Source organism: Mixta theicola, assembly GCF_002895925.1.
Taxonomy (GTDB): Bacteria; Pseudomonadota; Gammaproteobacteria; order Enterobacterales; family Enterobacteriaceae; genus Mixta; species Mixta theicola.
In genome coordinates this window covers 174,275-190,850 of record NZ_NWUO01000003.1, presented here as the reverse complement: position 1 = coordinate 190,850, position 16,576 = coordinate 174,275, and the positions used below count along the sequence as shown (strand labels likewise).

Below are 16,576 nucleotides of genomic sequence, written 5' to 3'. Positions count from 1 at the left end.
GTGCTGGAACGCCTCTCCTGGAAGAGACTATTACTGGAACTGCTGCTTGTCTGTTTGCCCGCGCTGCTGGCTGGACTGGTTATCGGTTATTTGCCGTGGTTCCTGCTGTGCGCCGTGCTGCTGCTGTTGGGCTGGCACTTCTGGAATTTGCTGCGTCTGTCGCACTGGCTGTGGACCGATCGCACCATGACGCCGCCCACAGGTCAGTGGAGTTGGGAGCCGCTGTTTTACGGGCTTTACCAGATGCAGCTACGCAACCGCCGTCGCCGTCGCGAATTGGGGAACCTGATTAAACGCTTTCGCAGCGGGGCGGAATCCCTGCCCGATGCGGTGGTGCTGACCACCGATGAAGGCGCTATTTTCTGGTGCAACGGCCTGGCGCAGCAGCATCTTGGCCTGCGCTGGCCGGAAGATAACGGCCAAAATATTCTTAACCTGCTGCGCTATCCTGAATTTTCCCGCTATCTGCGCCAGCAGGATTTCGTCCGTCCGCTGACGCTGGTAATCAATAATCAGCTGCATATGGAGTTTCGCGTGATGCCCTATAGCGAAGGCCAGTGGCTGCTGGTGGCGCGCGATGTCACGCAGATGCATCAGCTGGAGGGCGCACGGCGTAACTTTTTCGCCAACGTTAGCCATGAGCTGCGCACGCCGCTAACGGTGCTGCAGGGCTATCTGGAAATGATGAGCGATGCGGTGCTGGAAGGGAAATCACGCGAAAAGGCGCTGCAAACCATGCAGGAGCAGACACGCCGAATGGATGGGCTGGTGAAACAGCTGCTGACGCTGTCGCGTATTGAGGCCGCGCCCGCCATCGATCTGGCGGAGAAAGTGGATGTGCCGATGATGCTGCGGCTGCTGCAGCGCGAGGCGGAAACCCTGAGTAACGGCCGTCATCAGATTGAATTTCATACCGATCCGCAGCTGAAAGTGTTCGGCAACGAAGAGCAGCTACGCAGCGCCATTTCCAATCTGGTGTACAACGCGGTTAACCATACGCCGGAAGGCACGCGTATCGAAGTCAGCTGGCAGTTTTGCAAACAGGGCGCGCTGTTTGCGGTGAAAGATAACGGGCCAGGCATTGCCCAGGAACATTTGCCGCGCCTGACCGAGCGTTTTTATCGGGTCGATAAGGCACGATCGCGCGCGACCGGCGGCAGCGGGCTGGGGCTGGCGATTGTTAAACATGCTCTGAGCCATCATGGCGCGCGCCTTAATATTACCAGCCAGCCGCATAAAGAGACCTGTTTCAGTTTTATCCTGCCGACAAGGTTGATTGTCAGCCAGCATCTGCCGGACAATGCGGCGCATAAAATCTGACGGATGCAAAGTATGAAAATCATCATGGTGCTGCTGCTGCTGTTTTCCGGCGCGCTGCAGGCGAAAACCGTCCTGCTGGCGGGAAATCTCAGCAGCGTCGGCTCAGATACGCTGGGAAATTTAATGGCGCTGTGGGGCGAAAGTTTTAACCTGCAGTATCCGGGCGTTAATGTGCAGGTTCAGGCCGCCGGCTCTTCCACCGCACCTACCGCGCTGGCCGCAGGCGCGGCACAGCTGGGCGCCATGAGCCGACCGATGCAGCCTTCAGAACGTCAGCTGTTTCAACAGCGCTATGGCTATCCGCCGCTGGCGGTGCCGGTCGCGCTGGATGCGCTGGTGGTTGTGGTCAATCAGGACAATCCGCTTACCCAGCTTAACGCGCAGCAGCTTGACGCGATTTTTTCCGTGACGCGGCGCTGCGGCGCGGCCCGTTCACCACAAACCTGGGGTGATGTGGGGTTAAAGCAGGCCAGCTGGCGTGAGCGATCGCTACAGCGGCTGGGCCGCAACTCGGCGTCCGGCACCTGGGGTTTTTTCAAACAGCAGGCGCTCTGCAGCGGCGATTTTCGTCGTGACGTTGGCGAGTATCCCGGCTCAACGGCGGTGGTGCAGGCGGTGGCGCGCAACCTTAACGCCATTGGCTACGCCAGCTTTGGTTTTCATATCAGCGGTGCGAAAACGCTGGCGCTGGCGAAAGAGGGCGAAGCCGTGATGCCGGATGCCGCGACCATTCGCAGCGGACGCTATCCCTATGCGCGCCCGCTTTATATCTATATCAACAAACCGCCGGGCAAGGCGCCGGAGCCGCTCACCGCCGCCTTTTTACGCCACGTGCTTTCTCCGCAGGGTCAGGCGCTGGTCAGCCAGGCCGGCTATCTGCCGCTTTCCGACCAACAGATTGCCGAGGCGAGGGCGTTACTCTCTCCCTGACCTATTCCGCTATTCTTATCGGGTTTGTGTCCAGCCCTGCGCAAACGATGCAACTAACTATTTTAATGGTTAATTAAACGCTTATGATGCGTGCGTTATATTCCTGTGCTGCGTTACCAAAATTTATAATAACAGCGATCTGGCATAGCAATAACAACAGGATTATTTGCTAAGGAATATAGCCTGGAAAGGATTGCCTTTAAGATAATTATCCGCAATCGCAATGGTTTTTCGGCTCGTAAGAGTCCGTGGTTTTTTAAATGTTGTTCCTTTTTCAAAACGCTTATAACTATGTTCGATGTAATTTATTAAATTATTTTCCAAAAATTTTGGATTTTTTGTAATGCGTTCAGGATGAATATTACAGAACCGTATTATAGTTTTCGGTAGTATCATATTGATAAAAACAGATTTTGAGCTAAGAGATAAGATGTGCTGGCGTTAATGATATTAATAATCGGAAATATCCACATCTAAACGGTGCCTGTGAAGTTAATTTTTGTTGGCACAGTAAGAGGGAATTATTCATTTTTTTATTTGTGATGCAGGACGTTTTTTTAATTTTATAATATTGAAAGATATACGATGGACTGTAATGTCGTCACTGTCGATAGCTTGTAGGTGTTAAATCGCACCTCTGGTTTTTCATAAGAACTGTATATCAACAAGCAAAAGGATAAGCATATGGCAGGCTCTAACTACGGCGATGGTACGAACTGGAGTTCAGAACGTGGATCGGATCCTGAGCCGGGCGGCGGTTCTAAGGGGCATGCAGGCGATCGTATGCAAACAGGGCCGCAATAGCTTTGGTGGCCTTTACTTTCAGCATTATCACAGGTTTGCCGTTAGGTATTATTGGTTTTGCATTAATTATGGCGCTAGCGGGTGCTTTTGTTAATGACGCTTTGATTAATTCTGTTAATTCACGGTTAGGTATTTAACAGGCATGGCGAAAACCGACCAGCTTTGCCGGGTCGTTTTTTTAACGATCAATAAAAAAACAATGCTCAGTGGTATGGCAAAGTAAAAGCAGAACACCCAAAAGATCGCATACAAACCGTTTTTTCCTATATCTTCTTTAAATAAACCTCTATGCCAGAAATCTTTAGTAGTGAATTTTAATGCCATGGTTTCAACTGTTAACTTAGAAAAAGGAAATAATAGGCTGCTGATTATTGCATGCGATAACATAAGCTGATGTTTTAAATCATCAGGGCTGTTTAGCAATTTATAGCCAATAGCTACTAAACAAAGAACTCCGATGAGAATGTTTCTTAAATAGTAGTGTAACGTCATAAGCTGAATTTTCCTTATTCGCTGTTATCAGGATAGAAATAAGGCTACTAACGTGATTTTTTCGGCTGTTTTAACATATTGTACCTGCTCAGTTATTAGTGCTCATCACAATTCCCTTGTCCGCTTCTTGTCTGAAGCGGGTCATGAATATTTTTCATGTCAGATGAATCATCTTCTCTTGCTGCGTACGGGAAGGCGTGCGACGCTGCTTTAAGACATATAGACATCCAGAAGTCTTAAAAACAAGTCTGAAACTGTTTCACCGGTAAATCAACGGGGCGGGATCGCCTCGTAACAGGAGTTGAACATCATGCAAAGAACAACCGCCCCTTTCCGTGCCGACGTGGTTGGCAGCTTTTTACGTCCGGCTGCGATTAAGCGCGCCCGTGAGCAGTTTGCCGCTGGGGAAATTGATGCCGCTGCGCTGCGTCGCGTAGAAGATGAAGAGATCCGCCACGTAGTGGAACAGCAGCGCGCCTGTGGCTTACAGGTCGTGACCGACGGCGAATTTCGTCGCGCCTGGTGGCACTTTGATTTCTTTGATGGTCTGCAGGGCGTGGAACGCTACGAGGCGGAGCAGGGCATTCAGTTCAACGGCATACAAACCAGGGCGCGCGGCATACGCGTTACCGGCAAGCTGGGCTTCGGCGAACATCCCATGCTGGAAGACTTTCGCTTCCTTAACAGCATCAGCGGCGATGCCGTCGCTAAAATGACCATTCCCAGCCCGAGCGTACTGCATTTCCGGGGCGGTCGTAAAACGATAGATGCCGAGGTTTACCCTGACCTGGCGGACTATTTTGACGACCTGGCGCTAACCTATCGTGATGCGATTAAAGCTTTTTATGCTGCGGGCTGCCGTTATCTGCAGCTGGACGATACCGTGTGGGCCTATCTCTGTTCGGAAGATCAGAAACGTCAGATTCGCGAACGCGGCGACGATCCGGAAGAGCTGGCGCGTACCTATGCTCGCGTACTGAACAAAGCGCTGGAGGGCAAGCCAGCCGATCTGACCGTCGGGCTGCATGTATGCCGCGGCAATTTCCGCTCTACCTGGATTTCTGAGGGCGGCTATGAGCCGGTTGCCGAGATTCTGTTTGGCGGCGTTAATATCGATGCCTTCTTCCTTGAATATGATAACGAGCGCTCCGGTGGCTTCGAACCGCTGCGCTTCATTAAGCCGGGCAATCAGCAGGTAGTGTTAGGGCTGATTACTACCAAAGAGGGAGAGCTGGAAGAGCCGGAAAGCGTGAAGGCGCGCATTGCGGAAGCGGCACAGTATATTAATATCAACCAAATTTGCCTCAGCCCGCAGTGTGGCTTTGCCTCCACCGAGGAAGGCAATAATCTCACCGAGCAGCAGCAGTGGAATAAACTACGTCTGGTAGTGGATATTGCAAAAAACGTCTGGTAACCGGTGTAAAGTTGCGCAAACAGGCGCGTGAAAACGCGCCTTTTGTGCATTTCCACAGGCTGTAATGAAGAAAATAACGCCGCGCTGATGAAAAAAAGTCACATCATGTAATGTGCTTCAGGCATAGTTTGAAGTGATTCTCTGGCCTGGAGCCTATATACGGTATATCACTCTGCTTTTTCGATCCCGTATTGCCTTTCTCCGCTATAAACGTTTTACTTACGCCGCTTATTGCGGTTTTCCTCTGTGAAAATAACAAAATTAGCTTATATCACTACGTTTGCGGTCGTGAACACGCATTATTTAGATAATTGCCTGAGCCGACAGCATTTTAGCGTAGGGAGGGAGCAGTAAGCATTCACACAACATCCACCGCAACATCAGTAGCAGGCAATTCAGCTTTATGACACATCGTTTAACGTCGAAAGACATCATCGCGCTGGGCTTCATGACTTTTGCCCTGTTTGTCGGCGCAGGCAACATTATTTTTCCTCCCATGGTTGGTTTGCAGTCAGGCGAACATGTCTGGACGGCGGCGCTTGGGTTCCTGGTTACCGCTGTAGGTTTGCCGGTGATTACCGTGATTGCGCTGGCGCGCGTTGGCGGCGGTATTGACGCGCTAAGCACGCCTATTGGCAAAGCGGCTGGCGTACTGTTGGCAACGGTCTGTTACCTTGCCGTTGGGCCGCTGTTTGCTACGCCGCGCACCGCTACCGTTTCCTTTGAAATCGGTATTGCTCCGCTGACCGGCGATGGCGCGATGCCGCTGCTGGTTTACAGCCTGATCTATTTCGCGCTGGTGATCGGTATTTCACTCTATCCGGGCAAACTGCTGGATACCGTGGGCCATATTCTGGCGCCGCTGAAAATTGTTGCGCTGTTTATTCTGGGCGTGGCAGCGCTGCTGTGGCCTGCGGGTAGCAATATTCCGGCTACCGATGCCTACCAGAACGCCGCTTTTTCCAGCGGTTTTGTTAACGGCTATCTGACGATGGATACGCTGGGTGCGCTGGTCTTCGGCATCGTTATCGTTAATGCTGCGCGTTCACGCGGGGTGGAAGATGCGCGCCTGCTGACGCGTTATACCATCCTGGCAGGTTTGATTGCCGGCGTAGGCCTGACGCTGGTCTATCTGAGTCTGTTTAAACTTGGCTCCGGCAGCGGTGCGCTGGCCGATCAGAATGCCAACGGTGCGGCGATCCTGCACGCCTATGTGCAGCATACCTTCGGTGGTATGGGCAGCTTCTTCCTGGCCGCGCTGATTTTTATCGCCTGTATGGTTACGGCAGTCGGTTTGACCTGCGCCTGCGCCGAGTTTTTTGCGCAATATCTGCCGTTTTCCTATAAAACGCTGGTATTTATTCTGGGCCTGTTCTCAATGGTGGTCTCTAACCTGGGCCTGAGCCATCTGATTCAGATCTCTATTCCGGTGCTGACGGCTATTTATCCGCCGTGCATCGTACTGGTGGTGCTGAGCTTTACCCTGAGCCGCTGGAATAAAAGTACGCGGATTGTCGCGCCAACCATGCTTGTTAGCCTGGTATTTGGTATCATCGACGCGATTAAAACTACCGGCTTTAACGATATGCTGCCCGCCTTCAGCCAGCACCTGCCGCTGGCCGAGCAAGGGCTTGCCTGGCTGCCGCCTTCGCTGGTTATGCTGATCATTACGGCATTAGCCGATCGCATGATGGGGCAAGAGCAAGTCAGAGCGCATCGTTAATCCTGATACAACTCGGTCTTAACCACGGGCATGCCCGTGGTTTTTCATTTCCACAGGTAAGATGTCATTATGCAAGAAACCAATAAGCTCAAACGGGGATTGAGCACGCGCCATATTCGTTTTATGGCGCTGGGCTCGGCGATTGGAACCGGGCTGTTTTACGGCTCCGCCGATGCGATAAGAATGGCCGGGCCGAGTGTGCTGCTGGCCTATATCATCGGCGGCGTCGTGGCCTATATTATTATGCGCGCGCTGGGCGAAATGTCCGTTAACAATCCGCAGTCCAGCTCTTTCTCGCGTTACGCACAGGATTACCTCGGCCCGATGGCGGGCTACATCACCGGCTGGACCTACTGCTTTGAAATCCTGATTGTCGCGATTGCCGACGTGACCGCGTTTGGTATCTATATGGGCGTCTGGTTCCCGGACGTGCCGCACTGGATTTGGGTGCTGAGCGTGGTGCTGGTGATCGGCGCCATCAACCTGATGAGCGTCAAAGTCTTTGGCGAGGTCGAGTTCTGGTTCTCCTTCTTTAAGGTCGCCACCATTATCATTATGATCGTGGCGGGCTTAGGAATGATTATCTGGGGGATCGGCAACGGTGGTCAGCCAACCGGCATCCATAATCTGTGGACCAACGGCGGTTTCTTTGCGCACGGCATCGTCGGGATGCTGCTGTCGTTGCAGATGGTGATGTTTGCCTATGGCGGTATCGAAATTATCGGTATTACCGCCGGTGAAGCGGAAAACCCAGAGAAGTCCATTCCGCGGGCCATTAACTCGGTGCCGTGGCGTATTCTGGTGTTTTACGTCGGTACGCTGTTTGTGATTATGTCGATCTATCCGTGGAACCAGGTGGGCACGCAGGGCAGCCCCTTTGTGCTGACTTTCCAGCATCTGGGCATTGCGGCAGCGGCGTCGATTCTGAACTTTGTGGTACTGACCGCCTCGCTGTCGGCGATTAACAGCGACGTATTCGGGGTAGGGCGCATGCTGCACGGCATGGCGCAGCAGGGCCATGCGCCGAAGATGTTTATGAAAGTCTCCGAGCGAGGGATCCCGTGGGTAACGGTTGTCGTGATGATGCTGGCGATGCTGATCGCGGTTTATCTGAACTATCTGATGCCGGAGAAAGTGTTCCTGGTCATCGCCTCGCTGGCTACCTTCGCCACCGTCTGGGTGTGGATTATGATCCTCTGCTCGCAGATCGCTTTCCGTCGCACATTGAATAAACAGCAGGCGCAGACGCTGAAGTTTGCGCTACCGGGCGGCAGCTATACCGCCATTTTCGGCGTGCTGTTCCTGGTGTTTATTATCGGCCTGATCGGTTACTTTCCGGATACCCGCGTTTCGCTATACGTGGGTGCTGGCTGGATAGTGCTGCTGCTGGCGGGCTATAAGCTGGTGCGCCGTAAGTAAGCATTTGCAAAAAGCCGCAGCGATGCGGCTTTTTTATTGCCTTTGCGGCAGGCAGTGCCATCCTTCTGGTTCGTGGCCCAAAACCAGGATGTTATGTCCAGGGCCACCTGTTACCTGCAGCTACCGGGCTTATGAAAGGCGAGCGCTATTTTCAGCGTTAACGGCAAAAAAACGTAAATCATGCCCGGTCGGCGTTTGATGTACGCGCAGGCCAAAGGCCGGCAGTACCGCATAGATATAGTCAAAAATATCAGCCTGAATACGCTCATATTCCAGCCATACCGTCGTATTGGTAAAAACGTAAATCTCCAGCGGCAGCCCTTCGGAACCGGGCGCCAGCTGACGCACCATCAGCGTCATGTTCTGATGAATCTGCGGATGGTTTTTCAACCAGGCTTCCAGCCAGGCACGGAAAGTGCCGATATTCGTCAGATGGCGTCCATTTAGCGGCGTGTTTAAATCGCAACCTAAACGGCCATTATGCTGCTCGATCTCAGAAATTTTCTGTTTGATATAGGGCGTCAACAGCTGCGCACGCTGTAGCTGCGCCAGCTCGTCATCGCTCAGGAAATGTACGCTGGTGGTGTCGATATTAATGCTGCGCTTAATCCGACGTCCGCCCGATTCCGACATGCCACGCCAGTTTTTAAATGAGTCGGCGATCAGCGCATAGGTGGGAATAGTGGTGATGGTGTTATCCCAGTTGCGCACTTTTACCGTGGTCAGCCCAATATCAATCACTGCGCCATCCGCGCCGTATTTAGGCATATCCAGCCAGTCGTTCAGCTTTAGCATATCGTTTGCCGACAGCTGAATACCGGCCACCAGACCCAGAATAGGATCTTTAAATACCAGCATCAGTACGGCGGTCATCGCGCCCAGGCCGGTAATCAGCACCAGCGGTGATTTACCCAACAGAACTGAAATAATCATTATGGCGAACAGGATAGCCGCCACCAGCTTAATGCTCTGGAGAATACCGCGCAGCGGCAGCTGTCGGGCAAGAGCGCTGTTAGCGGAGAGCTCCAGCAGAATATCCAGCAGCGAAAAGAGCATCAGCAGCAGGAACAGCATCATCCAGACCTGCGATACCACCAGCAGAACGGCGTGCAGCGGTTCACCGTGGGGTAAAAACAGATCGATTTGGATATTCAGCAGAACGCCCTGCAGTAATAAGGCAAAGCGGTTAAAAAGATGGTTATCGATTAAAGATTTCGGCCATTGCTGGCTTGAGGCGTAGGCGCGACGTTTTAGCAGCGGTAGCACGGCACGATGAAGCAGCCAGTGCGCGATCAGCGAAACCAATAATACGATCGCTATGACCATCGCTAAAGAGAGCGGAGTGGCGTAAGGCACATCAAAATGATGAAGCCAAAAAAGGATTTGGTGTTGCATATTATCTCCCTGAGAATAGTGCTTATCCTGATAAAATTAAAATCCCGCAGCAGTTAAACAGACCGGCTTTGAATTATAAAAGTCAGACTGAGTGCCGCTGCGTCTGTTTCAGCCGTGCGAAACAGGCCTGGCTCGCCGGGAATCAACAATGGCCGGGGCCTGAAAGCGCTACAGCTGCTGGGCGGCAGCGCGCGCCATTAACTGCGGATAAAACTGCCAGAAAAAGGTTTCAAGCGCCGCGTAGTTATCGTAAAAATCCTGCCAGGAATCGACCAGGGCCGCCAGACGCGGTCGCCGTGCCGCCATACCGCGCAAAACCTGCTGTAGATAATGCGCATCGGCGTAGCGTTCCATCCAGCGCTCACGCCATAAATAGCCGTTAAGGCGCTGGAAGCCCTCTGGCGACTGCGCCAGCATCGGTTCGATTTGCGCCTGCGCGCGCGCCAGAAACAGCGGCAACGGCAGGTCAGGTTCAATGCGATCCCAGTGACGCGATAAAAAATGATCCCAAACGACATCCAGCGTAACAGGCGCAACCCGGCGCGTTTCGTCACGAAACAGGCGTTTGGCGCTCAGGACTTCAGGTAAGGAATCGGTAAGGGCATCAAGACGGCGGTGCAGCACGATGCCGGCAGCAATATCGGCAGGCCACTGCAGTTGCGGATCGCCACGCACGTAATCCGCCATCAGGTTGCCTGACAGCGAGCTGTTGGCCAGCGTGGCCAGATGAAGATGAGCAAGAAAGTTCATCCTGGCAGTATACGCTAACAGAATGGTTACCGGGTAACAGTTCAGAATTTCCCGCTTTTCCGCTAGACTATGCCGCCTGTTTGTTAGCCGTAAGACATTTAGCATGCGCGTCGCTGATTTTTCTTTTGAATTACCTGAATCATTAATTGCTCACTATCCGCAGCCTCAGCGTAGCGGATGTCGGCTGCTGTCGCTGAACGGCCCCGATGGCGCTTTAAGCCACGGCGTGTTCACCGATGTGCTTGATAAGCTTAACCCCGGCGATCTGCTGGTGTTCAATAACACCCGCGTTATCCCGGCCCGTGTTTACGGGCGTAAAGCCAGCGGCGGTAAGATCGAAATGCTGGTGGAGCGCATGCTGGATGATAAGCGTGTGCTGGCGCACGTACGCGCCTCGAAAGCGCCGAAGCCGGGCGCAGAACTGCTGTTTGGCGATGATGAAAGCGTGCGTGCAACGATGGTGGCGCGTCACGATGCGCTGTTTGAAATTGAGTTTGATGATGCGCGCAGCGTACTGGATATTCTCAACGCTATCGGACATATGCCGCTGCCGCCCTATATCGATCGTCCCGATGAAGAGGCTGACCGCGAACTTTATCAAACGGTTTACAGCCAGAAGCCGGGTGCGGTTGCCGCGCCGACCGCCGGTCTGCACTTCGACGAGCCGCTGTTGGCCGCGCTGCGGGAAAAAGGCGTCGAGATGGCGTTTGTTACGCTGCACGTGGGCGCGGGGACCTTCCAGCCGGTGCGCGTTGACAGCATTGAAGATCACATCATGCACTCCGAGTATGCTGAAGTGCCGCAGGAGGTTGTGGATGCGGTCTTAGCCTGTAAGGCGCGCGGTAATCGCGTGGTCGCCGTGGGCACCACCTCGGTGCGATCGCTGGAGAGCGCGGCGCAGGCGGCACAGAATACGCTGATTGCGCCCTTTTTCGACGATACCCAAATCTTTATCTATCCCGGCTATCGCTATCAGGTGATCGATGCGCTGATTACCAATTTCCATTTGCCGGAATCGACGCTGATTATGCTGGTTTCCGCTTTTGCTGGCTATCGCCACACCATGAGCGCCTATCACGAGGCGGTGGCCGAGCAGTATCGCTTTTTCAGCTATGGCGATGCGATGTTTATCACCCGCAATCCCCAGGCGCCGGACGAAAAAGTCGGCGTTTGATTATTCACTGTCGCGTGAGGCAGGTTGCGCATTAATTCCACCGCTTTATCGTTGCGTGGAAGCGGACCTGCTTTACCTGACTTTGTATTTTTTGCACATAATGAGCACTGAAAAATGCCCTTAAGTCCATGTCAATTAAGCCAAAAATGGATATTTAACGGTCCGTTTACCGGATTTTCAGATACTGGTTTTGCTCATGGCGTACGTTTTCGTACGGTTGATTCGCGAATCCCGCTTACTGTTTAAAACCGGCTTTAGCCTTATCCGCTTAAAATTTTGCGGTGATCGGTTCTGGCATGCGGTAGATCTGAACCGCGACGCTATCTGTGTCTGTGTACTTGATCAATGTTACAATATCTTTAGTGCGCGGGCTTAGCCAGCACTCCGCTTTAACATCACATTCAGCCTGTGGTTCATAACCAACAGAGATCAGGTAATTACGGATCCTGGTAGTCTCAGTCGTGCCATCGAATCTTACAGTAAAGACATGCGCCTCCGGACCGGTAATATTTCCGAACTCAAACCGGTAATTTTTTGATATTCTGGGCATATTTTTTAGCAACGCCGGGGTGTAAAATTCATACTCCCGTTTATCCTGCTGGGTATAATATGCGCTGCCCGCGAACATCATTTTTATATATGGCCAGGCGATGAATAACGCAGAGGAAAATAGAATAATTACGCAAGACAGTACTCTTAGCATTTTTTTCATAATCCCATCCTGCCATTGTCAGCGCCTAATATGACAAAAGTTTTATCATGCTTTGGTAAAATTACGTTCCCTGATAAAAAATCATTATAAGGGACCACGGACTGCATAAATGAGGGCAATACGCCTTTATATGGCATGACGCGAGGAAATTTCTCAGGATCGGGAAACAGCAGCGGCTGGAAAGACTCATTTTTCCATTTGCCAATTTTACCGTAATAATCCCAGCGCTTCCTGTTTGCTGACCGGGCGCAACATCTCAAATGGCCGGTCAATCGACACAACGCGATAGAAACCCAGCAAATCGGAAACCAGATCTTCGCCGCTGAATCCGCTGTCTGTCACGAAATTATTAGGGAAAGCGCCCTGAAAGGCTTCAAATTTTCGCGCCACGGTCATCATCATCGAAAGTGCAATGCTTTTTCGTTCCCAGTATGGACGGCCACGCTTGATGCGCCAGGTTACAAGCTTACCTGCACGGGCTAATCCATAGGGTGATGTCATACCCTGAGAGTAAGTAACGTCGTAATATTGCTGACCAGACGCCTCACCCCGATTTATATTATCCAGCAATGCACGTATATCTTTTCCTTGTGCATGTCCAAGGTCAATCCAGCCAAGTACCTCGGTATATACTAATCCATATTTTTCCGTCGTAGCCTTACTTCCATCAATAATATCTGAACGTTTGCTCATCCCTGACACCCTTTTTTCTTACTTCCTGTTTAGAATATGACCCCACATTATTCATCCAGTCAGATAATACTCTCTTACCGTCTGGTTGCAATTTTCGCCGCAAACGAAAATCCAGGATGTGATTTATGCCGTTTTTTCTGCCGTCGTATGATTGGGATGGTAGTTGAGAAAAATTGGAGATACGCAAGGTTGTGACCTTTGCCAAAGTTTTGCGTGTTAAAATATGGCGCTGTGACAAATTTGTGTCGGAACGCTGACACAAAACGGCATAAATCCGCAACGCATGATATGCGCATAACGCGCGGGCTGGCTTGTGTCGCGGCTTACACGGTTGTTAGAATGCGCTCCTTTTTATCAATCATCAGACTGTTTCTCTGATGGAGGCAACGTGAAGTTTGAATTAGATACGAAAGATGGCCGCGCGCGTCGCGGTCGTCTGGTTTTTGATCGTGGCGTCGTAGAAACCCCGGCCTTTATGCCGGTGGGCACCTACGGCACGGTAAAAGGCATGACCCCGGAAGAGGTTAAAGAAACCGGCGCGCAAATCCTGCTGGGCAACACGTTTCACCTCTGGCTGCGTCCGGGCCAGGAGATTATGAAGCTGCATGGCGATCTGCACGATTTTATGCAGTGGAAGGGGCCGATTCTGACCGACTCCGGTGGCTTTCAGGTTTTCAGCCTCGGCGACATTCGCAAAATCACCGAGGCGGGCGTGCATTTTCGTAATCCGATTAACGGCGATGCGATCTTCCTCGATCCGGAAAAATCGATGGAGATCCAGTACGATCTCGGCTCCGATATTGTGATGATCTTTGATGAATGTACGCCTTACCCGGCGGACTGGGATTATGCCAAACGCTCGATGGAAATGTCGCTGCGCTGGGCAAAACGCAGCCGTGACCACTTCGACAAGCTGGGCAACAAAAATGCGCTGTTCGGCATTATTCAGGGCAGCGTTTACGAAGATTTACGCGATGTCTCTGTCAAAGGGCTGGTGGAGATCGGCTTTGATGGTTACGCTGTGGGCGGCCTGGCGGTGGGTGAGCCGAAGGAAGATATGCACCGTATTCTGGAGCACGTCTGCCCGCAGATCCCGGAAGATAAGCCGCGCTATTTAATGGGCGTTGGCAAGCCGGAAGATCTGGTCGAAGGCGTACGTCGCGGTATCGATATGTTCGACTGCGTGATGCCGACGCGTAACGCGCGTAACGGTCACCTGTTTGTCACGGACGGCGTGGTTAAAATCCGCAACGCCAAACATAAAGATGATACGTCGCCGCTGGATGCGGAATGTGATTGCTATACCTGTCGCAATTACAGTCGCGCCTACTTGCATCATCTTGATCGTTGTAACGAAATACTCGGTGCGCGTCTGAATACCATTCATAACCTGCGTTACTACCAGCGCTTAATGGCGGGTTTACGCAAGGCTATTGAAGAAGGTAAATTAGAGTGCTTCGTCAGTGAATTCTATACGCGGACGGGCAAAGCGGTTCCGCCATTAAACGCTTAATAATTAAACAATGAGGGAAAGTTGATGAGTTTTTTCATTTCTGACGCAGTGGCAGCAGCTGGCGCACCGTCGCAGGGAAGCCCCTACACGATGGTCATTATGTTGGTGGTCTTTGGCCTGATTTTCTATTTTATGATCCTGCGTCCGCAGCAAAAACGTGCGAAAGAGCATAAAAAGCTGATGGACTCGATCGGCAAAGGCGATGAGGTGCTGACTACCGGTGGTCTGGTGGGTCGCGTAACCAAAGTGGCTGAAAGCGGCTACATTGCTATCGCGCTCAACGATAACAATGAAGTGATTATCAAACGTGATTTCGTGGCTGCCGTCCTGCCGAAAGGTACTATGAAGGCGCTGTAATTCTTTGTTTTCCCTAAGGGAACTGCCGTGTTAAACCGTTATCCTTTGTGGAAATACATTATGCTGATCGTGGTGCTTGCCGTCGGTCTGCTGTATGCACTTCCCAACCTGTATGGAGAGGATCCGGCTGTTCAAATCACCGGCGCGCGCGGAAGCGCCGCCAGTGAGCAAACGCTGGACCAGATCCAAAACGTATTAAAACAAGAACATATTCAAAGCAAATCTATTGCGCTGGAGCAGGGCGCCATCCTGGCGCGTTTCGCCAATACGGATGTGCAGCTGCGCGCCCGTGAAGCGCTGGTAAAAGCGCTGGGTGAAGATTACGTCGTTGCGCTCAACCTGGCGCCTGCCACGCCGAAATGGCTGGAAATGCTGGCGGCGCAGCCGATGAAACTCGGTCTGGATCTGCGCGGCGGCGTACACTTCCTGATGGAAGTGGATATGGATACCGCGCTGGGTAAGCTGCAGGAGCAGAATACCGACAGCCTGCGCAGCGATCTGCGTGATAAAGGCATTGCTTACACCAACGTGCGTAAAATCGAAAACTACGGCGTGGAAATTCGTTTCCGTGACGGCGATGCGCGTGACAATGCCGTCAGCTACCTTTCAACCCGTCATCGCGATCTGGTGATTAGCAGCCGTGGCGATAACCTGCTGCGTGCGGTTATGAGCGACGAGCGCCTGCGTGAAGCGCGTGAGTACGCTGTTCAGCAGAACATCAATATCCTGCGTAACCGCGTTAACCAGCTGGGCGTGGCGGAGCCGTTAGTGCAGCGTCAGGGTTCTGACCGCATCGTCGTTGAGCTGCCGGGCATTCAGGATACCGCGCGCGCGAAAGAGATTTTGGGCGCAACGGCAACGCTGGAATTCCGTCTGGTCAATACGGTAGTGGATGCCAGTGCTGCGGCTAAAGGCCGCGTGCCGGGCGATTCGGAAGTGAAGCAAACGCGTGAAGGCCAGCCGGTTGTGCTGTACAAACGCGTGATCCTGACCGGTGACCATATCACCGACTCCACCTCCAGCACCGATGAATATAATCAGCCGCAGGTTAATATTTCGCTCGATAGCGCGGGCGGCAATATGATGTCGACCTTTACCAAAGATAATATTGGTAAGCCAATGGCGACGCTGTTCGTTGAGTATAAAGACAGCGGTAAGAAAGATGCCAACGGTCGCTCCATCCTGGTGAAACAGGAAGAGGTGATTAACGTGGCGAATATTCAGTCGCGTCTGGGCAACAGCTTCCGCATTACCGGTATCAACAACCCGAACGAAGCGCGTCAGCTTTCGCTGCTGCTGCGTGCCGGTGCGTTGATTGCGCCGATTCAGATTGTTGAAGAGCGCACTATCGGTCCGACCATGGGCCAGCAGAATATTACTCAGGGACTGCAAGCCTGCCTGTGGGGCCTGATCGCGTCGATTGTGTTTATGGTGGTTTACTATAAAAAGTTCGGCGTTATCGCCACCAGCGCGCTGGTCGCCAACCTGATCCTGATCGTCGGCATTATGTCGTTGCTGCCGGGTGCCACGTTAACCATGCCGGGGATCGCCGGTATCGTTCTGACGCTGGCGGTGGCGGTGGATGCCAACGTGCTGATAAACGAGCGTATCAAAGAAGAGCTGAAGAATGGGCGTACCATTCAGCAGGCGATTCATGAAGGCTATAAAGGCGCGTTCTCCAGTATCGTTGATGCCAACATCACCACGCTTATCACCGCGATTATTCTGTATGCGGTTGGCACCGGCTCGATTAAGGGCTTTGCCATCACGACCGCCATTGGCGTGGGAACCTCGATGTTCACCGCCATTGTTGGTACGCGTGCCATCGTTAACCTGTTGTATGGCGGCAAACGCGTCAACAAGCTGTCTATCTGAGGAGT

At 52.4% G+C, this 16,576-nt stretch carries 14 protein-coding genes and 1 pseudogene; 10 read left to right on the top strand and 5 right to left on the bottom strand.

What is annotated here, in order from left to right:
- The 3 genes from phoR to COO59_RS05805 all read left to right on the top strand — a co-directional run bounded on the left by phoR (position 1) and on the right by COO59_RS05805 (position 3,191).
- Entirely contained in the window at positions 1-1,320 is a 1,320-nt protein-coding gene (gene phoR / locus COO59_RS05815) for a phosphate regulon sensor histidine kinase PhoR (RefSeq protein WP_103058872.1), read from the top strand.
- A gap of 24 nt (positions 1,321-1,344) precedes the next feature.
- Positions 1,345-2,250, top strand: a complete 906-nt coding sequence (locus COO59_RS05810; RefSeq protein ID WP_409371625.1) for a PstS family phosphate ABC transporter substrate-binding protein — start codon at positions 1,345-1,347, stop codon at positions 2,248-2,250.
- A gap of 809 nt (positions 2,251-3,059) precedes the next feature.
- On the top strand, positions 3,060-3,191 hold the full coding sequence (locus COO59_RS05805) for a colicin-like pore-forming protein (RefSeq protein ID WP_240614097.1): 132 nt from the start codon (positions 3,060-3,062) through the stop codon (positions 3,189-3,191).
- Here the strand turns inward: COO59_RS05805 and COO59_RS05800 are convergent.
- On the bottom strand, positions 3,169-3,546 hold the full coding sequence (locus COO59_RS05800; RefSeq protein WP_103058869.1) for a colicin E1 family microcin immunity protein: 378 nt from the start codon (positions 3,544-3,546) through the stop codon (positions 3,169-3,171). The genes COO59_RS05805 and COO59_RS05800 overlap by 23 nt on opposite strands.
- Before the next feature lie 310 nt (positions 3,547-3,856).
- Between COO59_RS05800 and COO59_RS05795 the strand changes: the two genes are divergently transcribed.
- The 3 genes from COO59_RS05795 to proY all read left to right on the top strand — a co-directional run bounded on the left by COO59_RS05795 (position 3,857) and on the right by proY (position 8,102).
- Positions 3,857-4,960, top strand: coding sequence for a cobalamin-independent methionine synthase II family protein (locus COO59_RS05795; protein ID WP_103058868.1), 1,104 nt, complete (start codon positions 3,857-3,859; stop codon positions 4,958-4,960).
- A 403-nt stretch (positions 4,961-5,363) separates the two neighbouring features.
- On the top strand, positions 5,364-6,683 hold the full coding sequence (brnQ, locus tag COO59_RS05790) for a branched-chain amino acid transporter carrier protein BrnQ (protein WP_103058867.1): 1,320 nt from the start codon (positions 5,364-5,366) through the stop codon (positions 6,681-6,683).
- 69 nt (positions 6,684-6,752) lie between these two features.
- Complete coding sequence (proY, locus tag COO59_RS05785) at positions 6,753-8,102, top strand: proline-specific permease ProY (protein ID WP_103058866.1); 1,350 nt, start codon at positions 6,753-6,755, stop codon at positions 8,100-8,102.
- 129 nt (positions 8,103-8,231) lie between these two features.
- On the opposite strand, the gene COO59_RS05780 is transcribed toward proY, so the two are convergent.
- Together COO59_RS05780 and COO59_RS05775 are read right to left on the bottom strand one after the other, a co-directional pair.
- The gene (locus COO59_RS05780) at positions 8,232-9,497 is read right to left on the bottom strand and encodes a mechanosensitive ion channel family protein (RefSeq protein WP_103058865.1); all 1,266 of its coding nucleotides are present in this window, start codon (positions 9,495-9,497) and stop codon (positions 8,232-8,234) included.
- Positions 9,498-9,665: 168 nt separating this feature from the next.
- Positions 9,666-10,247, bottom strand: a complete 582-nt coding sequence (locus COO59_RS05775; protein WP_103058864.1) for an ACP phosphodiesterase — start codon at positions 10,245-10,247, stop codon at positions 9,666-9,668.
- A gap of 103 nt (positions 10,248-10,350) precedes the next feature.
- Between COO59_RS05775 and queA the strand changes: the two genes are divergently transcribed.
- Positions 10,351-11,421 (top strand): tRNA preQ1(34) S-adenosylmethionine ribosyltransferase-isomerase QueA, encoded by a 1,071-nt coding sequence (gene queA / locus COO59_RS05770; RefSeq protein WP_103058863.1) that lies wholly within the window; start codon positions 10,351-10,353, stop codon positions 11,419-11,421.
- Between the two features lie 268 nt (positions 11,422-11,689).
- On the opposite strand, the gene COO59_RS05765 is transcribed toward queA, so the two are convergent.
- Together COO59_RS05765 and COO59_RS05760 are read right to left on the bottom strand one after the other, a co-directional pair.
- Entirely contained in the window at positions 11,690-12,133 is a 444-nt protein-coding gene (locus COO59_RS05765) for a hypothetical protein (protein WP_103058862.1), read from the bottom strand.
- Positions 12,130-12,826 (bottom strand): annotated as a pseudogene (locus COO59_RS05760) (hypothetical protein). The gene COO59_RS05765 and the pseudogene COO59_RS05760 overlap by 4 nt, the downstream one beginning before the upstream one ends.
- Positions 12,827-13,214: 388 nt before the next feature.
- Here COO59_RS05760 and tgt point away from each other — a divergent pair.
- From tgt to secD, 3 genes are read left to right on the top strand one after another with little or no spacing between them, the layout of a single operon-like run.
- On the top strand, positions 13,215-14,339 hold the full coding sequence (gene tgt, locus COO59_RS05755) for a tRNA guanosine(34) transglycosylase Tgt (RefSeq protein WP_103058861.1): 1,125 nt from the start codon (positions 13,215-13,217) through the stop codon (positions 14,337-14,339).
- A gap of 24 nt (positions 14,340-14,363) precedes the next feature.
- On the top strand, positions 14,364-14,696 hold the full coding sequence (gene yajC / locus COO59_RS05750; RefSeq protein WP_103058860.1) for a preprotein translocase subunit YajC: 333 nt from the start codon (positions 14,364-14,366) through the stop codon (positions 14,694-14,696).
- 27 nt (positions 14,697-14,723) lie between these two features.
- Positions 14,724-16,571, top strand: coding sequence for a protein translocase subunit SecD (gene secD, locus COO59_RS05745; protein ID WP_103058859.1), 1,848 nt, complete (start codon positions 14,724-14,726; stop codon positions 16,569-16,571).
- Positions 16,572-16,576 lie beyond the last annotated feature (5 nt).